13 protein-coding genes are annotated in these 18,006 nt (G+C 69.3%); 5 read left to right on the top strand and 8 right to left on the bottom strand.

Annotated elements, in window-relative coordinates:
* Positions 1–271: 271 nt before the first annotated feature.
* The 3 genes from HLH21_RS10270 to HLH21_RS10260 all read right to left on the bottom strand — a co-directional run bounded on the left by HLH21_RS10270 (position 272) and on the right by HLH21_RS10260 (position 4,658).
* Positions 272–3,088, bottom strand: coding sequence for a bifunctional diguanylate cyclase/phosphodiesterase (locus tag HLH21_RS10270; protein ID WP_182943661.1), 2,817 nt, complete (start codon positions 3,086–3,088; stop codon positions 272–274).
* 484 nt (positions 3,089–3,572) lie between these two features.
* Positions 3,573–3,950, bottom strand: coding sequence for a PRC-barrel domain-containing protein (locus HLH21_RS10265; protein ID WP_182943660.1), 378 nt, complete (start codon positions 3,948–3,950; stop codon positions 3,573–3,575).
* A gap of 84 nt (positions 3,951–4,034) precedes the next feature.
* Positions 4,035–4,658, bottom strand: a complete 624-nt coding sequence (locus HLH21_RS10260; protein ID WP_182943659.1) for an FMN-binding negative transcriptional regulator — start codon at positions 4,656–4,658, stop codon at positions 4,035–4,037.
* A 261-nt stretch (positions 4,659–4,919) separates the two neighbouring features.
* On the opposite strand from HLH21_RS10260, the gene HLH21_RS10255 reads away from it, so the two are divergent.
* The 4 genes from HLH21_RS10255 (at position 4,920) to HLH21_RS10240 (ending at position 10,239) form a co-directional block, all read left to right on the top strand.
* Positions 4,920–7,376: a membrane-bound PQQ-dependent dehydrogenase, glucose/quinate/shikimate family gene (locus tag HLH21_RS10255; protein ID WP_182943658.1), complete on the top strand. Its 2,457-nt coding sequence runs from the start codon at positions 4,920–4,922 to the stop codon at positions 7,374–7,376.
* Positions 7,377–7,521: 145 nt separating this feature from the next.
* The gene (locus tag HLH21_RS10250; RefSeq protein ID WP_182943657.1) at positions 7,522–8,412 is read left to right on the top strand and encodes a transporter; all 891 of its coding nucleotides are present in this window, start codon (positions 7,522–7,524) and stop codon (positions 8,410–8,412) included.
* Positions 8,413–8,537: 125 nt separating this feature from the next.
* Positions 8,538–9,494 carry a helix-turn-helix domain-containing protein gene (locus tag HLH21_RS10245; RefSeq protein WP_182943656.1) on the top strand — a complete coding sequence of 319 codons (957 nt, stop codon included), beginning with the start codon at positions 8,538–8,540 and terminating at the stop codon, positions 9,492–9,494.
* A 166-nt stretch (positions 9,495–9,660) separates the two neighbouring features.
* The gene (locus HLH21_RS10240; RefSeq protein ID WP_182943655.1) at positions 9,661–10,239 is read left to right on the top strand and encodes an NnrU family protein; all 579 of its coding nucleotides are present in this window, start codon (positions 9,661–9,663) and stop codon (positions 10,237–10,239) included.
* Positions 10,240–10,345: 106 nt separating this feature from the next.
* Here the strand turns inward: HLH21_RS10240 and eutC are convergent, their stop codons facing one another.
* The 5 genes from eutC to HLH21_RS10215 all read right to left on the bottom strand — a co-directional run bounded on the left by eutC (position 10,346) and on the right by HLH21_RS10215 (position 15,629).
* On the bottom strand, positions 10,346–11,158 hold the full coding sequence (gene eutC / locus HLH21_RS10235; RefSeq protein WP_182943654.1) for an ethanolamine ammonia-lyase subunit EutC: 813 nt from the start codon (positions 11,156–11,158) through the stop codon (positions 10,346–10,348).
* Between the two features lie 4 nt (positions 11,159–11,162).
* Positions 11,163–12,545 (bottom strand): ethanolamine ammonia-lyase subunit EutB, encoded by a 1,383-nt coding sequence (locus HLH21_RS10230; protein ID WP_182943653.1) that lies wholly within the window; start codon positions 12,543–12,545, stop codon positions 11,163–11,165.
* Positions 12,546–12,617: 72 nt separating this feature from the next.
* A complete protein-coding gene (gene choV, locus HLH21_RS10225; protein WP_182943652.1) occupies positions 12,618–13,823 on the bottom strand; it encodes a choline ABC transporter ATP-binding protein in 1,206 nt (401 codons plus the stop codon).
* The gene (gene choW, locus HLH21_RS10220; RefSeq protein ID WP_182943651.1) at positions 13,820–14,671 is read right to left on the bottom strand and encodes a choline ABC transporter permease subunit; all 852 of its coding nucleotides are present in this window, start codon (positions 14,669–14,671) and stop codon (positions 13,820–13,822) included. The genes choV and choW overlap by 4 nt, the downstream gene beginning before the upstream one ends.
* Positions 14,672–14,684: 13 nt before the next feature.
* Positions 14,685–15,629, bottom strand: a complete 945-nt coding sequence (locus HLH21_RS10215; RefSeq protein WP_182943650.1) for a glycine betaine ABC transporter substrate-binding protein — start codon at positions 15,627–15,629, stop codon at positions 14,685–14,687.
* A 256-nt stretch (positions 15,630–15,885) separates the two neighbouring features.
* Between HLH21_RS10215 and betB the strand changes: the two genes are divergently transcribed.
* Positions 15,886–17,982 (top strand): betaine-aldehyde dehydrogenase, encoded by a 2,097-nt coding sequence (betB, locus tag HLH21_RS10210; RefSeq protein ID WP_182943649.1) that lies wholly within the window; start codon positions 15,886–15,888, stop codon positions 17,980–17,982.
* Positions 17,983–18,006: the final 24 nt, after the last annotated feature.

Genomic DNA, 18,006 nt, shown 5'->3' with positions numbered 1-18,006 from the left:
TAGTAATCGGCCGTTAATCCGCTCTTTATCCAGCCACTGCTCCGATTCATGTGATCTGGAGCAAGGCGTTGCTAACGCGGTGATCTGCTTTTCCTGACATTCGCCGAAAAGCCGACATTCCGCTTTCCCCGCAACCCGGACCTACGGGCTGCGCTGCCGCCGTCAACTCCGGGGGGAAATGGACTGCCCTGCCTGAACGGCTGGGTTTCCAAAGGGCGATGCCCTTTGGCGGGTTTCAGGGCAGCGCCCTGAGGCTTGCCGCCCCTGGTTTTCAGGCGTTGGCGGGGGTCTCCACGGTGTCCGTGGCGACGGGGCCGGGGCGGCCGAGGAAGTAGCCTTGGGCTTCGGTGCAGCCTTCGACGTCGAGGATATCCAGTTGGGAGCGGGTTTCCACCCCTTCGGCCAGCACGGGGATGTTCAGGCTGCGGCCCAGGGCCAGGATGGCGCGCAGGATGGCCTTGGATTCCGGCGAGTGCTCGATTTCGTTCATGAAGCTGCGATCGAGCTTGATCTTGTCGAACGGAAAGGTTCGCAGCGTTTCGAGGGAGGAGTAGCCCACCCCGAAATCGTCGATGGCGATCGACACGCCCATGGCCTTGATCCGCCGCAGGATACGCAGCGAGTGCGCCTTGTCCACCACGATTGCGGTTTCGGTCATCTCCAGTTCCAGCCGGTGCGGCGCCAGGCCCGTTTCGGCCAGGATGGCGGCCACCTGGTCGGCCAGGCCGTCGTCGCCCAGTTGCACCGCCGACAGGTTCACCGCGACCGTGTAGGGGTGCGACCAGCCCGCCGCGGCCCGGCATGCCGCGCGCAGCACCCATTCGCCAATGGGAAGGATGGCCCCGCATTCCTCGGCCAGGGGGATGAAATCCATCGGCGGGACCAGGCCCCATTCGGGGTGGCGCCAGCGCAGCAGGACCTCGAAGCCGGTGATCTCGCCGGTCGAAACCTTCTTCTGCACCTGGAAATTCAGGTGGAACTGCTTGCGGTCCAGCGCCTCCCACACTGCGGCGGCCAGGCTGCGGCGGCCGCGCGCGGCCTCGTCCATTTCGGCCTGGTAGAAGCAGATCCGTTCGCGTAGCGCCGCCTTGGCGCGATACATCGCAAGGTCGGCGTTGACCATCAGCGTGTCGACCGTGCCGGCGTCCTGCGGATACAGCGACACGCCGAGGCTGGCGTCGGGCCGCAGTTCCAAGCCCTCCAGCACGATCGGCTGCGACAGGCAGGCCTCCAGCCGCCCGATGAAGGCATGCAACTCGGCGATGTCGTGGAACCGCTTGGCCGCGGCGAATTCGTCGCCGCCCAGGCGCGCCACCAGTTCGTCCTCGGCCTGGATGGCGCGGATGCGCCCGGCCAGGACCCCCAGCACCTTGTCGCCCGTCGCGTGGCCGTGCTGGTCGTTGATCGCCTTGAACTTGTCCAGGTCGATGCAGATCACCGCCAGGCGCTGCCCGGCCCGGCCGGCCATCGTCAGGTCGCGGCGCAGCAGGTCGTTGAACTGCGCCCGGTTGGGCAGGCCGGTCAGCCCGTCATGATGCGCCAGATAGGCGATGCGCGCCTCGGCCTCCAGCCGCTGGGTGATGTCCTCGTAGGTTTCGACCCACCCGCCGTCGGCCGTCGTCCGCACCGTGGCCTGCACCGCCCGGTCGTCGCGCAGGCGCAGCAGGAACTGTCCGTCCCGGCCTTGCCGGATCACGGCCATCTGCAGGTCGCATACCTCGTCCACGCGCCGCCGCAGCGGGTCGCCGGCCCATCCCAGCGCGGCGTAGACGCGGGTCAGGAACGCGCGATATTCCATGCCCGGCGCGATGTCATGGACGTTGAGGCTGAACAGCTCGGCGCAGCGCCCGTTCGCCAGGATCACGCGGCCGTCCGGCCCGAACAGGCACAGGCCCTGCGACATGTTTTCCAGCGCGATGTCCAGGTTGCGCGTGACCTGGGCGAGGCGGTCGGCGTCCTCCTTCTGCCTGGTGCGGTCGCGCGTGATATGCGCGTAGCCGATCAGGCCGCCCTCGGCGTCGCGCAGCGGCTCGATCGTGGCCGACGCCCAGAACGGCGTGCCGTCCTTGCGATGGTGCCATCCCTGCCGCGTCACGCTGCCCGCGCGGGCGTCGGCCAGAACGCGCTGGGGTTCGCCGGCCTGCCTCTCGTCATCGGAGTAGAACTGTCCGAAATCCCGGCCCAGCACCTCGGCGGACGTGTAGCCTTTCAGGCGTTCCGCGCCGGCATTCCAGGTGCTGACGCGTCCGTGCGGGTCGATCATGTAGATCGCATAGTCCCGCACGCCTTCGACCAGCAGGCGGAAGCTCAGGTCGCTCGTGCGGACCGCGCGTTCGGCGCGCCGGGCGAAGAAGGCCGCGGCCAGCCCGATGGACAGCAGCGCGACGGCCCCGATGCCGATCAGGGCGATCAGTACCAGCGACGACAGGGCCGGCCCACGCATCCGCCCGGCCGCCATCGCCATGGGCAGACGCTGTATCGTCAGGGCGGACATGGCGGTAAAATGCAGGCCGGCGATCGCCAGCCCCAGCAACAGGGCCGGGATCAGTCGCCGGAACGGTGTGTCGGTGCGCCGCCGCGCCGAGAGAAACGCCGCGAGGGACAGCGCGACGCCTGCCCCGACCGACAGGCCGACCAGCGTGCCGTTCCAGATCATGTTCCCCGGCATCCGCATCGCGGACATGCCGATGAAATGCATTGCCGCGACACCCAGCCCGAATATCATCGCGGCGCCCGCGCTGGCGGCCCGGCGCGGGGGCCGCGCGATGCCGTGGCCCGCGGCCAGGCTGATGGCGGCGGAGGTGGTCAGGATCGCGATCAGCAGCGACAGCAGGGTCGGCCCGGGCCGGAACGACAGGGCGACGCCCGGCCGATAGGCCAGCACGGCGATGAAATGGGTGGCCCAGATCCCGAACCCGCCGGCGGCGCCCGCCCCGCCGATCCACAGCGCCCGGCCATCCTCCGCGTTGTGCCGCGCCCGGTCCAGCAGGACCATGCTTGCGTAGCTGCTGAGCAGGCAGAGCAGAACCGCCAGACCCGTTCCGACAACGCCATGTTTCAGGACGACATACCCCACGATCCCCGGCATCCGATGTTCCGCCTCGCCGCTTCGCCGCGTCCCGTTATTCCGGCCGGAACGACGGCACGTCTCATATCCCCGAGAGCACCGGGGAGTCCGCTTTTTTTAGGATCCTGACCGACGGGTCAAGGTCGGCCCGCGCGGATCGCCTCTGCGTACGCACTCAGGGCGGGCCGTGGCAAGCCCCGCCCGCAGGCATGGGAAAAGGAAGGTCGGGTGCGGCCCGAATCCGGCAGGGACGGCGGCGCCGCCGCGCCGCATATGGGATGGGACAGCCGGAATGGCGCTTCGGTTCCGAACGACCGGCGCGCGCCGCGCGGCGCGGGGGCCGGGGCGCGATCACGGCGAATGGACCGTGCCGCCCCGGCCTGGAATTTTTCCGGCGGATTTGAAAAGACCTGTGAATCCGGACGGCATGTCCGGAACACGCTATCGCGTCGCCTTCCGCCGGATCGCGAAGCCTGAAGGCGATCGGTGCTACAGGTGGCCGGTGCTACATGTCCAGGGGCCGGCGATAGTAATCGTCGATCCCGCGGCTGTACATGTCGTCGCTCCAGTTGGGCATCGTGTCTTCGGTGTAGACCGGGGCCGATTGCAGTTGCTCGCGGGTCAGGTTGACGACGTATCCGCCTTGCGCCGGATCGTAGCTCAGGGTGTTCCACGGCAGGGGATGATAGCTGTTGCCGATCCCCAGGAAGCCACCGAAGCTCATGACCGCGTAGGTGACGTGGCCGGTCAGCTTGTCGACCATGAAATGCTTGACGGTCCCGAGCCTTTCGCCGTCACGGGAATAGACGGCGGTGCCTTCGACCTTGTCCGAGGCGATCAGGTCATGCGTCTCGGTCTGGTGGGTGGTGATAGAGTCGGACATGGGGCCCTCTCCTCTTGGCTGGTCCAGTAAGCGTGGGTACGCCGACACGCCGGACAAGGGGGCAGGCGCGACCGCACGAAAACGTCAGCGCGGGATCAGGGCCGCCAGGGCGCGGTCGGCGGGGTCGGGGCCGGCGGCCAGGCCCTGGGCCACGCCGGCGCGGTCTTCGGCCGTGCGGTTCTGGCTGAGCTTGCGCTTGCCCTCCAGCCGCGCGATGGGCAGCCGCAGGCCGACGATGCCGCGCAACTGGGCGGCGATGAAGGCGTCCGGCGCGTCGGACACCGCCCAGGGGGCGGGGCGTCCGGCCTCGTGCCGGTCGGTCAGGCGGGTCACGATGTCGCGCAGCCGGTCGGCGTCGTCGAAGAATTCGACCGGGCCGGTGGCCTGCACGGCGGTGTAGTTCCAGGTCGGCACCACCTTGCCGTGCTCGCGCTTGGCGGCGTACCAGCCGGGCGAGACATAGGCGTCCGGCCCCATGAACAGGACCACCGCCGGGCCGGTCGCGGGCGTGCTCCACTGGGGGTTGGCGCGGGCGACATGGCCGTACAGCACGCCGTATTCGCCTTCGTCCTCGGCCAGCAGCAGGGGCAGGGGAGTGACCAGCGGACCCTCGGCGGTGGCGGTCACCAGCGTCGCCAGCCGGGTGGCGCGCATCATCGCGTGCACGGTGGGCAGGTCGTCGGTGCGAAAGGCGGGGGGTGTGTACATCGGGCCGGTTCTCTTGGTCGGGGGGCCGTTCCATAGACACCAGGCGAGCGGGAAAGGGAAGGTGGGGCGGGCGCTGCCGCCGCGACCTGTCTCACCCATGAGACAGGTGCGCGATCGTGGAACACTCCTGCGTGAGCATATCCCTGTCGAGCATGGCGCCCCGTGCGGGGGCCATGCTGTTCAGGGGCGCCGGCCAGCGGGGACAGTACGCCGATACTGCCGCGCATGTGTGGCCATGAAAACTTCAGAGAGAAACGCGGTATGCGAGAGAGTATCGGGAGGTTATTGTCTATCGTAACCTCGGCCTTGTTCGCCCTGATCGGGCTTTTTCTTTTCTTCGGTGGAGCGCAACTGCTTTTTCTGGGTGGTTCGTGGTTCTACATCCTGGCGGGCGCCGTCATGCTGGGCGTGGCGTTCTGCGGGATCAGGATGCCGAAGCTGGCCAACCGCATCTATGCGGCGTTCCTGCTGGCGGCCACGCTGTGGGCGCTGGTCGAGGTCGGGTTCGACATCTGGGGCCTTGAAGTCCGCCTGATGATGCTGGTCGGCCTGGGCGCGTGGCTGTTGCTGCCGTGGGTCTGGCGGGCCGGCGCGGGCTGGCTTGGCGACAAGCGCGAGGTGCTGGGCGCGGTCGCGATTTCCGGCCTGGCGCTGGTGGCGAGCTGTTTCAGCAGCTATTCGATCAACGGGACGGTGCCCGCCGAGCGCATGGCGGCGCAGGGACAGCCCGACCCGGCGTCGGACGGCGTGGCCGATGCCGACTGGTCGGCCTATGGCCGCACGGTGGGGGGCGACCGCTATTCGCCGCTGGGCCAGATCACGCCGGCGAACATCGGCACCCTGAAGCGGGCCTGGCTGACGCGCACGGGCGATGTGCAGCAGGATGGCGAAGGCAGCGTCGCGGGGCCGGACCAGGGGCACGAGTTCAACCTGGAACTGACGCCGATCAAGGTGGGCAACACGCTGTACATGTGCACGCCGCATAGCTGGGTGATGGCGCTGGACGCCGCCACCGGCAAGGTGAAATGGAAGTTCGACCCGCATCCGGCGACGGCCGACCTGGCGAAGAACGTCTATCTGGCCTGCCGTGGCGTGACCTATTACCGCATCCCCGACGAGATCCAGACCAACTGCCGCACGCGCATCTATTCGCCGGTGGCGGATGTGCGGATGGTGGCGCTGGATGCCGAGACGGGCAAGCCCTGCGACGATTTCGGCGACCATGGCTTCATTTCCATGCGCCAGTACCTGGGCCATGTGCCCCATGGCTTCCATTTCATCACCTCGCCGCCGATGGTGGCCAAGAACCGCCTGATTACCGGCGGGTGGATCTTCGACAACCAGGCGAATTTCGAGCCCTCGGGCGCCATCCGGGCGTTCGACGCGACGACGGGCGAAATCGCCTGGGCGTGGGATGCCGGCCATACCCCCGAGACCTGGAAGCCCGGCCCGGACGACGTGCTGACGCGCGACACGCCGAACGCGTGGGGCGTCTATACGGCCGACCCGGCCCTGGGCCTGGTCTATATCCCCACGGGCAATTCGCCGCCCGACAACTGGGGTGGCTCGCGCCGTCCGTTTGACGATGCGACGTCCTCGGCCACCATCGCGCTGGATATCGTGACGGGCGAGCGGCGCTGGACGTACCAGACCGTGCATCATGACCTGTGGGACATGGATCTTCCTTCCGGCCCGTCCATGGTCGAACTGCCCGGCCCGAACGGCGAGAGCGTGCCGGCGCTGGTGCAGAGCACGAAGCGGGGCGAATTCTTCGTGCTGGATCGCCGCACCGGGCAGCCGGTTCCGGGCTATCCTGTCGAGGAACGGCCCGTTCCGACGGCCGATCATGCGCCTGACGACCGTGTCTCGCCCACGCAGCCCTATCCGGCGGCGATGCCCAGCCTGACGCCCCCGAACCTGCGGGAAAGCGACATGTGGGGTGCCACGCTGCTGGACCAGATGATGTGCCGCATCGAATATCGCCAGTCGGCGTATGAGGGGCAGTTCACGCCGCCGCATGTCGGCAGGACGACGATCGTCTATCCGGCGTTCTATGGCGTGGTGGACTGGCAGGGCATCACCATCGACCCGCAGCGCAAGATCCTGCTGGCCAATGCAAGCTACCTGCCGTTCCGCATCAAGCTGGACAAGCGCCAGACGCTGGAAGGGTCGGGCACGCTGCCGAAATGGAGCGGCCAGGGCGAGGAGCCGGCGGCGAAGGGCGATGCGCTTTCGGTGTCGCCGGATTACGGCACGCCGTATATCGCCTTTACCAATCCCTGGCTGAATCCGCTGCAGATTCCCTGCAAGGGGCCGGTGTGGGGCACGCTGACGGCGATCGACCTCGTGACCAAGAAGATCGTCTGGCAGCATCCGGTGGGCACGACGCGCGACACCGGGCCCTTCCGCACGCACAACAACCTGCCCCTGCCGACCGGCATGTATAATATCGGCGGCAACATCGTGACCAAGGGCGGTGTCGTGTTCATGGGCGCCACGGCCGACGATTACCTGCGCGCCTTCGACCTGGCGACGGGCAAGGTGATCTGGAACGACCGCCTGCCGGCGGGCGGACAGGCCACGCCGATGTCCTACGAGATCGGCGGCAAGCAGTATGTGCTGATCGCGGCCGGCGGCCATGGCGGCCTGGGGACGCGCAGCGGCGATTACATCATCGCCTATACGCTGGATGGCGCGCAGGGCGTTCCGGCGCAATAAGGCCAGCCCTGGCGGGACAGGTCGGGCGCTGCCCGAACCCGCCAGGGCCTGAGGCCCTGGACCCCGATCGGGGGCCGGTGGCCCTTGGGCGGGAAACTTTGCGCGGGCATCTCCGGATGCCCGCGTCTCTCGACGGAATTTCTCCATGTATCGGACGGAAAAATCGGAATGGCGTCGTGCCGTGGTCGGTCTCACCGTCGCCTCGGTCGCGCTGCTGGGCGCGCGGGCGGCGCGGGCGGCGGATGTCACGCTCGGCATCATCGGTCCGCATGAATATGACCTGCCTGTCGATTTCAAACCCTTCAACGTGCTGGTGCAGTACGGCGACGGCAATGCGGCGGGGCATTCCTACAACTCCCTGGGGCAGCGGACGCCCGGCGGGGGCGGGCACACCTGGTCGGGCCTGACGAAATATGTCCATTTCCGCAGCTTCGATGCGATTCCGCATGTCGGTTTCGCCTTCGAACTGATCCAGAGCGAAAGCTACACCCTTGCCAACGGCACCAATTATGGCGGGTTCGGCCCCACCATCGTCGGCCCGGCGGCGTGGTTCAAGCCGAACAGCCACAGCACGTTCGGCATCCAGACCTTCATGCAGACGCCGGTGGGGACGCGCGACGCGACGTCGCCGAACTACTGGTCGAACATTTCGAGCCTGATTTTCGATTACGAATGGCGGCATTTCAGCTTCGACGGCGATGTCGGCACCGTGGTCGGCTCGACGAAGCATGTCAGGGGCGAACACAGCTATTCGCCCGGCGTGGTGTTCTACAGCAACCTGCGGTTCAGCTGGAAAGCCACGCGGCTGGTCGAGCCCTTCTTCGCGCTGGACTGGCAGAACGTGACGGGCACCTATGACCGGACGGCCCGCCAGGACGTGGCGGAGTCGAACAGCCGCGAGGTGGCGCTGGGCGCGGGCGCCATGTTCAACATCGCGAAGGACGTGTCGTTCACCACGCGCTATTCGCACTCGGTCGATGGCCGTAACATTCCCGAAAGCAACGCGTATTACATAAAGTTCGTCTATCTGTGGTGACGGCGGGCGTTCGCGCCGGAACGTGACACGAAATGCGTATGACGGCATGTCTTATGCTGTATAAGTAAGCGGCCTTCTCCGGAGCGGAGGGGCGGTGTCAACGGATGCGCGGACGGTCGGCGAAGATGAAATCGGCTTGCGGTAAGGACGCGGCCCCCCGCCCCCTGGGGCAGGTGCCTGGGCCACAGGCGCCGGGCGTGGGCGAGGTTGCGAAGTCGTGGCAGCGGTGTTCGGGGTCCTATCAGCTTGACCCCGCGCAGGGGTGGACGGCCGATGTGCTGTCCGGGGCGGAATTCCGCCATGCCGGCGGCCCGTCGGCGGCCTTCCTGAAAACGGCGCTGCCCGAGATGGGGCGGCTGTTCGGCCTGGTGCAGGGGCTGGGCCTGATGGTCCTGCTGGCCGACCCGGATGCGATGATCCTGGCGCGCTGCGTGGACGAGACGCATCTGCCGGTCTGCCGGCGGTTGCAGTTGCGCGAAGGGGCGCTGTGGAACGAGCAGCTGGCGGGCACCAACGGCATCGGGACGGCGGTGCGGGATTGCTGCCCGCTGTTCCTGGGCGAGGGCGAGCACTGGCGGTTCTGCTTTTCGCTTCTGGCCAGCTATGCCGTGCCGATTTTCGACGCGCGGGGCCGCCTGGCGGGGGCGATCAACCTGGCGGCGTTCCACGGGAACGCGACGCGGGCGGTGGCGTCGCTGGTGCTGGACACGCTGCTGCAGGCCGGGCGGCGCATCGAGGAGCAGTTGTTCCGCGCCCGTCATGAGGGCCAGCAGGTGCTGAGCCTGGGGGTGGCGGCGGGCTGTTCGGCCCCGCTGGTCGCGATCAACGCCGATGGCGAGGTGACCGGGGCGACCCATGCGGCGCGGGCGCTGACGGGCTGGACGGACGACATGATCCGCACGCATCCGAACCTGTTGACCGGGCTGGAGGCGGGCGACGAGATCAGCTTCCAGCGGGCGGAGGAACATGTCATCCGCGCGGCGCTGACCCTGGCGCAGGGGAATGCCAGCGTGACGGCGCGCAACCTGGGGATCGGCCGCGCGACGCTGTATCGCAAGATGAAGGCGATGGGCATCCGCTAGGCGTGCGGGGCAGGAAATCGCCTGTCGAGGCCCGGGGGTTTCGCGTCATGAAGACGCAGGTGCGCCAGGCCGTTTCGGCGCGCCGCGTTTTTGCCGCGCCCGGGGGAACCCGGTCCTGTCACGATCGTTTCCCGATCACCGCACGGCATCGAAGGGGCGTCGCGTCATGCTGCTGCTGATCTGCGGTCTTGCCCTCTTTCTCGGCATGCATTCGGTCCATATGGTCGCGCCCGACTGGCGGGCCCGGCAGGTCGCCGCGCTGGGCCTGATGCGCTGGAAGGGCGTCTTCTCGCTGGTCTCGCTGGCCGGGCTGGTGCTGATCGTGATGGGGTTCGGCGCGGCGCGGATGCAGCCGCACCTGCTGTATGGCCCCCCGGCGTGGCTGCGCCATGTCAACGCGCTGTTCACGCTGGCGGCTTTCGTGCTGGTCGCGGCGGCCTATGTGCCGCGCAACCACCTCAAGGCCAGTCTGGGCCACCCGATGCTGGCCGGCGTCAAGGTCTGGGCGTTCGGCCATCTGCTGGCCACCGGCATGGTGCATGACGTCGTGCTGTTCGGCCCGTTCCTGCTGTGGGCCGTGCTCGATTTCCGGGTCTCCCGCCGGCGCGACCGGGTGGCCGGCACCGTCTATCCGGCCGGATCGGCGCGGGGCGATGCGATGGCGCTGGTCATCGGCGCCGTTGCCTGGATCGCCGTGGCGGTCTGGCTGCATGGCATGCTGATCGGCGTGCCCGCCCTGGCCTGACGGGAAATGCGCGCTGGCGGCGATCCGACGCGCGTTTTCTGCGCTCCGATGCTCACGGCCGATAAGGCCGCTCCGCTTCGGTGCTCAAAAACACACGCCGGGCGCTTCACTGCGTTCCGCTCTCGCGCGCCAGCCCCCATTTCCGGTCAGGCTCCGAGGCCGGGGTCTCGTCCTTCAGCGCGATGCCGCTGCGCCCGAGGCGGCGCGCGCCCGCCAGCAGGCCGGCCAGCCGGGCGGCGGCGGCTTCGGCGGACAGGCCGCCGTGGTCGTGGATGTTGGAAATGCAGTTGCGTTCGCTATCCAGCCGGCCGGGGCGCGGGTCCCAGGTCATGTACAGGCTCAGGCTGTCCGACACGCTCAGGCCCGGCCGTTCGCCGATCATCATGACGACGCATCCGGCCCCCAGGCGGTGCGCGATGTCGTCGCCCAGGGCGACGCGCGCATTGTGCGCCACCACCACCGGCGCGATCCGCCAGCCGGGCAGCAGCGCGCGGCAGGCGGCCAGCACCGGCGGGGCCTGCCGTTCCGCCGCCAGGGCCGACAGGCCGTCGGCGATCACGAACGCCACGTCATACCGCCCGCGCGGCAGGCGCGCGGCGCTGTCGGCCGACAGGCGGCGGCCCAGGTCGGGGCGGCGGATGAACGTCGCCCGGTCGGCGGCCTGGCTGCACACCGGCAGGACGGGGCCGTCCAGCGCCAGGGCCTGCTGCCGCAGGGGGGCCATGACCGCCCGGCGGGCCCGCGCGTGGGCCAGCTGGAAGGCCAGGACCTCGCCCCCCGCCACGGTGTCGCCGGCGCGGGGCTGGCCCACCCGGGCGCGGGTCAGGCCCCGCAGCGGCGCCCATGGATCGGTCTCCGGGTCGGTGCTCGGGGGGTCGATGATCGGGGGGGCGGTGCGGTCGGGAGGGGATCGGGTCATGGCGTCAGCCCTCGGGGGCGATGATGCGGCCCAGGGCCTGCGGCGCGTTCAGGCGCAGCCGTCCACGCGTGTCCAGCAGGTCCATGCCCGCCAGCCACGCCTCGAATTCCGGCGCGGCGCGGACGCCGAAGCTGGCGCGCAGGGTCAGCATGTCGTGGCAGGACAGGCTCTGGTAGCTGAGCATCACGTCGTCGCCGCCGGGCACGGCGATCAGGAAATTCACCCCGGCCACCGTCAGCAGCATCATCAGGTTGTCCATGTCGTCCTGGTCGGCCTCGGCATGGTTGGTGTAGCAGACGTCGCACCCCATCGGCAGGCCCATCAGCTTGCCGCAGAAATGGTCCTCCAGCCCCGCGCGGATGATCTGCTTGCCGTCGTACAGATATTCCGGCCCGATGAAGCCGACCACGGTGTTGACCAGCAGGGGTGAAAAGGCCCGCGCCACGGCGTAGGCGCGCACTTCGGCGGTCTGCTGGTCCATGCCGTGGTGGGCGTCGGCCGACAGGGCCGCGCCCTGGCCGGTCTCGAAATACATCACGTCCCGGCCCACCGTGCCGCGATTCAGCGACAGGGCGGCGTCGCGCGCCTCGGCCAGCAGCGCCAGCGACACGCCGAAGCCGGTATTGGCGGCCTGGGTCCCGGCGATGGACTGGAACACCAGGTCGACCGGCGCGCCGCGTTCGATCATCGCGATGGAATTGGTGATGTGCGTCAGCACGCAGCCTTGCGTGGGAATGGCGTAGCGGGTGCGTACGGCCTCCAGCATGTCCAGCAGGACGATGCCGTGGGCGACGTTGTCGGTGGCCGGGTTGATGCCGATCACCGCGTCGCCCGCCCCCAGCAGCAGCCCGTCCAGCAGCGACGCGGCGATGCCCCTGGGGTCGTCGGTGGGGTGGTTGGGCTGAAGGCGGCTGCCCAGCCGGCCCGGCAGGCCCTGCGTGTTGCGAAAGGCGGTGCGGACCTCGATCTTGCGCGCCGCCGCGATCAGGTCCTGGTTCCGCATCAGCTTGCTGACGGCCGCCACCATTTCCGGCGTCAGGCCGGGCGACAGGGCGGCGATGGCCGCCGCGTCGGCCTGGTGCGACAGCAGCCAGTCGCGGAACTGCCCCACCGTCATGTGCGCCACCGGGGCGAAGGACGCGGCGTCGTGCGTATCGACGATCAGCCGCGTGACCTCGTCGGTTTCGTAGGGGACCGGCAGGTCGTCGAGGAATGCCGCCAGCGGGATGTCGGCCAGGGCGTAGCGCGCGGCGATGCGCGCGACCGGGTCGGCGGCGGCGACGCCGGCCAGTTCGTCGCCCGACCGCTGGGGCGACGCGCGGGCTAGGACCTGTCGCAGGTCGGAAAACCGGTGGACTTCCCCGTCCAGGGTCGCGCGATATGTCACGGTCCAGCCTATCCTTCCGGCCCAGGCGGGCATGATGGCAAGCGCAAGGGGTGGGCCGTCAAGCCGTTTCGGTCAGGGCACGGGGGCGCGGGGGATGCCGATCATCGCGCCGATCATGTCGGCGTCGTCGCACAGCCCGGCCAGCGTGTCCCCGTCGTCGATCAGCACCGGCAGGCCGCTGCGCTGGCGCAGGATGGCGATCGTCTGCAACGTGCAGGTGAGAGGCGCGCGATAGATGGTGCCGGGCCGGATCGGCGCGGTGGCCGCGTCGCCCTCCGCGAAGCGCGCGACCGGCACCGGGGCGCCGTCGGGCCGGGTCACCTGCTGCGTCGCGGGGTCCAGGCCGCAGGTTCCGGCGGCGTCCAGCGCCACGCGCCCGTCGGCCAGGCGCGCGACGTGCGCCAGCCGCCGCATGACGGCGCCGGCGTTGAGCACCGGCAGCGGGTTCATGTGCCGCACGAAGGCGCTGACGTACTCGTCGGCGGGGCGGATGACGATGTCGTCGGGGCGGCCGGTCTGCACGATCCGGCCTTCGCGCATGATCGTGATGCGGTTGCCGATCTTCAGCGCCTCGTCGATATCGTGGCTGACGAACAGGATGGTTTTCTTCAGCCGCCGTTGCAGGTCCAGCAGTTCGTCCTGCAGCTTGCGGCGGATCAGCGGGTCGAGCGCCGAGAACGGTTCGTCCATCAGCAGGATGTCGGCGTCGGTGGCGAAGGCGCGCGCCAGGCCCACGCGCTGCTGCATGCCGCCCGACAGTTCGCCGACATGCGCCTCCGCCCAGCGGGTCAGCCCGACCAGTTCCAGCTTCTCGTCCACCACCTGGCGCCGGAGGGTGGGGGCCATGCCGCGCAGTTCCAGCCCGAAGCCCACATTGTCGCGCACCGTGCGCCAGGGCAGCAGGCCGAACTGCTGGAACACCATGGCGATGCGGGTCTTGCGAAGCTCGCGCAGGGTATCGGGGTCGCAACGGGCGATATCGACATGGGCCAGCCCGTTGCCGATCCGCACCTCGCCGCGCGCGACCTTGTTCAGCCCGTTGGCGGCGCGCAGCAGCGTGGACTTGCCCGACCCCGACAGGCCCATCAGCACGCTGATCTCGCCGCGTTCGATGTCCAGGCTGGCGTCGGCGACGCCGACCGTCACCCCCAGGTCGCGCGCGATGTCCTCGCGCGTGCCGCCGCCGTCCAGCCGCCGCAACGCCTCGGCCAGCGGGCCGGGGGCGTTGGCGCGGTGGAACAGGATATCGACATGGTGGAAGGAAAGTGCCGTGGTCATCGCGGGGCGCCTTTCGGCCGGCACAGCCGGTCCAGCATGATGGCCAGCAGGACGATGGCGAAGCCGGATTCGAAGCCGATATCGACCTGCACCGTGTTCAGGGCGCGCACCACCGGCACGCCCAGGCCGCCGGCGCCGACCAGGGCGGCGATCACCACCATGGACAGGCTGAGCATGATGCATTGCGTCAGCCCCGCCTGGATCATGGGCAGGGCGGCGGGCAGTTCGACCTTCCACAGCAGTTGCGACGGGGTGGCGCCGAAGGATTCGCCGGCCTCGACCAGCCCGCGCGGGACCGAGGCGATGCCCATCTGCGTCATGCGGATGGGGGCGGGAATGGCGAAGACGATGGTCGAGATCATGCCCGGCACGGTGCCCAGCCCGAACAGGATCAGGGTCGGGATCAGATAGACGAAGGTCGGCAGCGTCTGCATCAGGTCCAGCACCGGGTGCAGCGCCCGGCCCAGCCACGGGCGATGGGCGGCGGCGATGCCCACCGGCACGCCGACCAGCATGCACGTCAGGGTCGAGAACAGGATCAGCGACAGGGTCGCCATCGTCTCCTGCCAGTAGCCCTGGTTGATGATGAACAGCAGCCCCAGCGCGATCAGCGCCGCCAGGCCGGCCGAACGCCGCCAGGCGTAGGCGCCGGCCGCGCACAGCGCCACCAGCAGCAGTGCCGGCATGTCCAGCAGCAGGGTGGTCAGCCCGTCGGCGCAGAAGCCCACGGCGTCGCTGATGGCGTTGAAGACGCCCAGGCAATGCGCGCGGACCAGCTCCACGCCTCCGGCCATGACCCGGCCGACGGGAATCTTGTGGGCCGCAATCCAGTGTTCGAGACCGTCCATGTCCGTCTTTTCGCTATCTGTGGGCCTGGAGGGCGGACAGCACGGCCGGCAGGCCGGGCCGGCCGTCGAGGGTGGTCACGCCGTCCAGCCAGGGGGCCAGCACGTCGGGGTGGGCGCGCAGCCAGCGGCGGGCCTCGTCCCGCGGGGGCAGGTGTTCGTCCTGGATGGCCTTCATCATCACGTTCTCGCCGTCGATGGAAAAGCGGATCTGGCGCAGCAGGCGGGTGGCGTTGGGGCAGGCGGCGTCGTACCCCGCCCGGATCACGGTATGCACGCTGGCCCCGGCGTCGGGGCCGAAGAGCGCGTCCCCGCCGGTCAGGTAGCGCAGGTGGTGGCGCATGTTCATCGGGTGCGGCTCCCACGCCAGGAAGACGATGGGCCGGTGGCTTTCGATCGAGCGCGCGACCTGGCTGAGCATGCCCTGTTCGCTGCTTTCGACCAGGCGGAACCGCCCCAGCCCGAACCGGTCGTCGCGGATCATGTCCAGCACCAGCCCGTTGCCGTCGTTGCCGGCCTCGACCCCGTAGATGACGTGGCCCAGCTTCGACCCCCAGCGCGCGATGTCGCCGAAATCGTGCAGCCCGGCCTGCCAGACCTCGTCGGGCACCGCCAGGGTGTAGTGCGCGCCCGACAGGTTGGTCGCGATCTGCCGCACGCTGCCGTTCTTCAGGAACGGGGCGATGGCGGCGTCGCCCGAGGGTTCCCAGTTGCTCAGGAACCCGTCCACCTGCCCGGCGCCCATGGTCAGGTAGGTGACGGTCAGCGCCAGCAGGGGCGTGCGCGTCTGGTAGCCCAGCGCGTCGAACAGGGTGGCGCCGACGGCGGTCACCGCCGACGCGTCGGTCCATCCGGCATCGGCCAGGCGCACCGTCCGGCAGGCGGCGGGGTCCTCGGCGCGGGCGGCCGGGCAGGCGACGCATGTCAGCAGGGCGGACAGAAGGATGATCGCACGGCGCATCGCGGGCAGCATATCCTTTCGGCGGAGGAACGGGAAATCATTCTGGCAGGAGATTGAATGGTCGTGCAAATAATCGGGGCGGAGGCGTTTCCGCGACAAGGCTACACCGAAGGAAACCGGCCTGCCAACCCGGGTTTTTTACTTTAAAATGCATGATTATGTCGGAATAATACAAGGAAATCGGTCGGTTTCGCGCTTTCATGCAAGGCTGGATTTGTCGTTGAACAACCGTTCAAGAGTATGCAGGATATCCGGCATGTCTTCGTCCAGCCTTCCTTCCGCCCCCCGCCCCGATGACGAGCGCTGCCGGCGTTTCGTCGCCGCGACCATCGCGGTGCTGGCCGACCATGGCTATGTCGGCGCCACGCTGGCCCGGATCGCCGGGCGGGCGGAGGTCTCGCCCGGCCTGCTGCTTCATTACTTCGGGGACAAGGATGCGCTGATGGGCGCGGCCTTTCGCCAGTTGTCGGACGCGCTGCGCCAGGATGTCGTGCGCCGCCTCGCCCAGGCCCGCGGCCCGCGCGCGCGCCTGCAGGCGGTCGTCGACGGCTGCCTGGGCGCGCCGCAGTTCCAGCCCCGGCCGGGGGCGGCCTGGCTGGCCTTCTGGGGGCAGGTGCCGCACAATGCGACCCTGGGCCGGGTGCAGCGCGCCTACCAGGGGCGCATGCTGTCCAACCTGCGCCACGACCTGGCCTGCCTGGTGCCGGAACCCGAGGCCCGCCCCCTGGCCTCGGCCGTCGCGGCGCTGATCGACGGGACCTGGCTGCGCGCCGTCCTGTCCGGCTGGCAGGAGGCCGACAGCGCCGCCGCGCGGGGCCAGGTCACCGCTTTCCTCGACAGCCAGGTGGACCGCTTCCGCCGGCAGGCCCCGGCGGCGCCGGCCATCGTGACGGGCGCCCGCGCGGTGTGCCGGAGCTGGATCGACGGGCGGTACGTGGCCTCGGACGGCGCGCGGTTCGAGAGTGTGAACCCCGCCACCGGCGCGGTCCTGGCCGAGGTGGAAAGCGCGGGCGAGGCCGAAATCGCGCTGGCGATCGACAGCGCCGCGCGCGGGCAGAAGGTCTGGGCGCGGATGACGGGGGCCGAGCGCGGGCGCATCCTGCGCCGGGCGGCGGACCTGCTGCGCCGCGACAACGACGTGCTGGCCCGGCTGGAAACGCTGGACACCGGCAAGCCGATCGCCGAGACGGCGGCGGTGGACATCCTGTCGGGCGCCGACGCGCTGGAATATTTCGGCGCGCTGGCCGTCGCCATCAATGGCGAGGCCGTGGACCTGGGCGAGGCCGCGTTCGGCTATACCCGCCGCGAGCCGCTGGGCCTGACCGCCGGCATCGGGGCGTGGAACTACCCCATCCAGATCGCGTGCTGGAAGTCGGCCCCCGCGCTGGCCTGCGGCAATGCGATGATCTTCAAGCCTGCCGAACTGACGCCGCTGACGGCGGTGAAGCTGGCCGAGATCTACCGCGAGGCCGGGGTGCCCGACGGCGTGTTCAACGTGGTGCAGGGCGCGCGCGACACCGGCCGGCTGCTGACGGCGGCCCCGCAGATCCGCAAGATTTCCCTGACCGGCGAGGTCGGGACCGGCCGCGCGGTGATGGCCGACGCGGCGCGGACGCTGAAATACGTGACGCTGGAACTGGGCGGCAAATCGCCGCTGATCGTCTTCGACGATGCCGACCTGGACAATGCGGTGTCGGCGGCGCTGCTGGCCAATTTCTATTCGGGCGGGGAAATCTGTTCCAACGGCACGCGCGTGTTCGTGCAGGCGGGCATCCGCGACCGCTTCCTGGCCGCCCTGGCCGGGCGGGTGGGCCGGATGACGGTCGGCGACCCGCTGTCGCCCGACACCCATGTCGGCGCCCTGATTGGCCGGGCGCATATGGAAAAGGTGCTGTCCTATATCGAACTGGGGCGGCAGGAGGGCGCGCGGGTGCTGGTCGGCGGCCATCGGGTGACCGAGGGCGCGCTGGCGCGGGGCGCGTTCGTGGCCCCCACCGTCTTCGTCGATTGCCACGACGACATGCGGATCGTGCGCGAGGAAATCTTCGGGCCGGTCATGGCGGTGCTGGGGTTCGAGACCGAGGACGAGGTGGTGGCCCGCGCCAACGCCACCGAATTCGGCCTGGCCGCCGGGGTGTTCACCCGCGACCTGGCCCGCGCGCATCGGGTGGTGGCGGCGCTGGAGGCCGGGTCGTGCTGGATCAACCAGTACAATGTCACGCCGATCGAAATGCCGTTCGGCGGCTACAAGCAATCCGGCCTGGGGCGCGAAAACAGCCGTGCCGCGCTGGACCATTACACCCAGGTCAAGAGCGTCTACGTGGCGCTGGGCGATGTCGCGTCGCCCTATTGATTGCTCGGGCGCTGCCCGAACCCG

This window comes from Gluconacetobacter johannae (assembly GCF_014174305.1).
GTDB classification, from domain to species: domain Bacteria; phylum Pseudomonadota; class Alphaproteobacteria; order Acetobacterales; family Acetobacteraceae; genus Gluconacetobacter; species Gluconacetobacter johannae.
Note: the sequence above shows the minus strand (reverse complement) of the source record. Positions and strands in the feature narration are given on the sequence as shown.

What these genes read in the sequence shown, in the direction of transcription:
- HLH21_RS10245 (WP_182943656.1), top strand. Translation starts at nt 8,538, where the DNA reads ATGAAATCGGCTTGCGGTAAGGACGCGGCCCCCCGCCCCCTGGGGCAG.
- HLH21_RS10240 (WP_182943655.1), top strand. Translation starts at nt 9,661, where the DNA reads ATGCTGCTGCTGATCTGCGGTCTTGCCCTCTTTCTCGGCATGCATTCG.
- HLH21_RS10255 (WP_182943658.1), top strand. Translation starts at nt 4,920, where the DNA reads ATGCGAGAGAGTATCGGGAGGTTATTGTCTATCGTAACCTCGGCCTTG.
- choW (WP_182943651.1), bottom strand. Translation starts at nt 14,671, where the DNA reads ATGGACGGTCTCGAACACTGGATTGCGGCCCACAAGATTCCCGTCGGC.
- HLH21_RS10260 (WP_182943659.1), bottom strand. Translation starts at nt 4,658, where the DNA reads ATGTACACACCCCCCGCCTTTCGCACCGACGACCTGCCCACCGTGCAC.
- HLH21_RS10265 (WP_182943660.1), bottom strand. Translation starts at nt 3,950, where the DNA reads ATGTCCGACTCTATCACCACCCACCAGACCGAGACGCATGACCTGATC.
- HLH21_RS10215 (WP_182943650.1), bottom strand. Translation starts at nt 15,629, where the DNA reads ATGCGCCGTGCGATCATCCTTCTGTCCGCCCTGCTGACATGCGTCGCC.
- eutC (WP_182943654.1), bottom strand. Translation starts at nt 11,158, where the DNA reads ATGACCCGATCCCCTCCCGACCGCACCGCCCCCCCGATCATCGACCCC.
- betB (WP_182943649.1), top strand. Translation starts at nt 15,886, where the DNA reads ATGTCTTCGTCCAGCCTTCCTTCCGCCCCCCGCCCCGATGACGAGCGC.
- HLH21_RS10250 (WP_182943657.1), top strand. Translation starts at nt 7,522, where the DNA reads ATGTATCGGACGGAAAAATCGGAATGGCGTCGTGCCGTGGTCGGTCTC.
- choV (WP_182943652.1), bottom strand. Translation starts at nt 13,823, where the DNA reads ATGACCACGGCACTTTCCTTCCACCATGTCGATATCCTGTTCCACCGC.
- HLH21_RS10270 (WP_182943661.1), bottom strand. Translation starts at nt 3,088, where the DNA reads ATGCCGGGGATCGTGGGGTATGTCGTCCTGAAACATGGCGTTGTCGGA.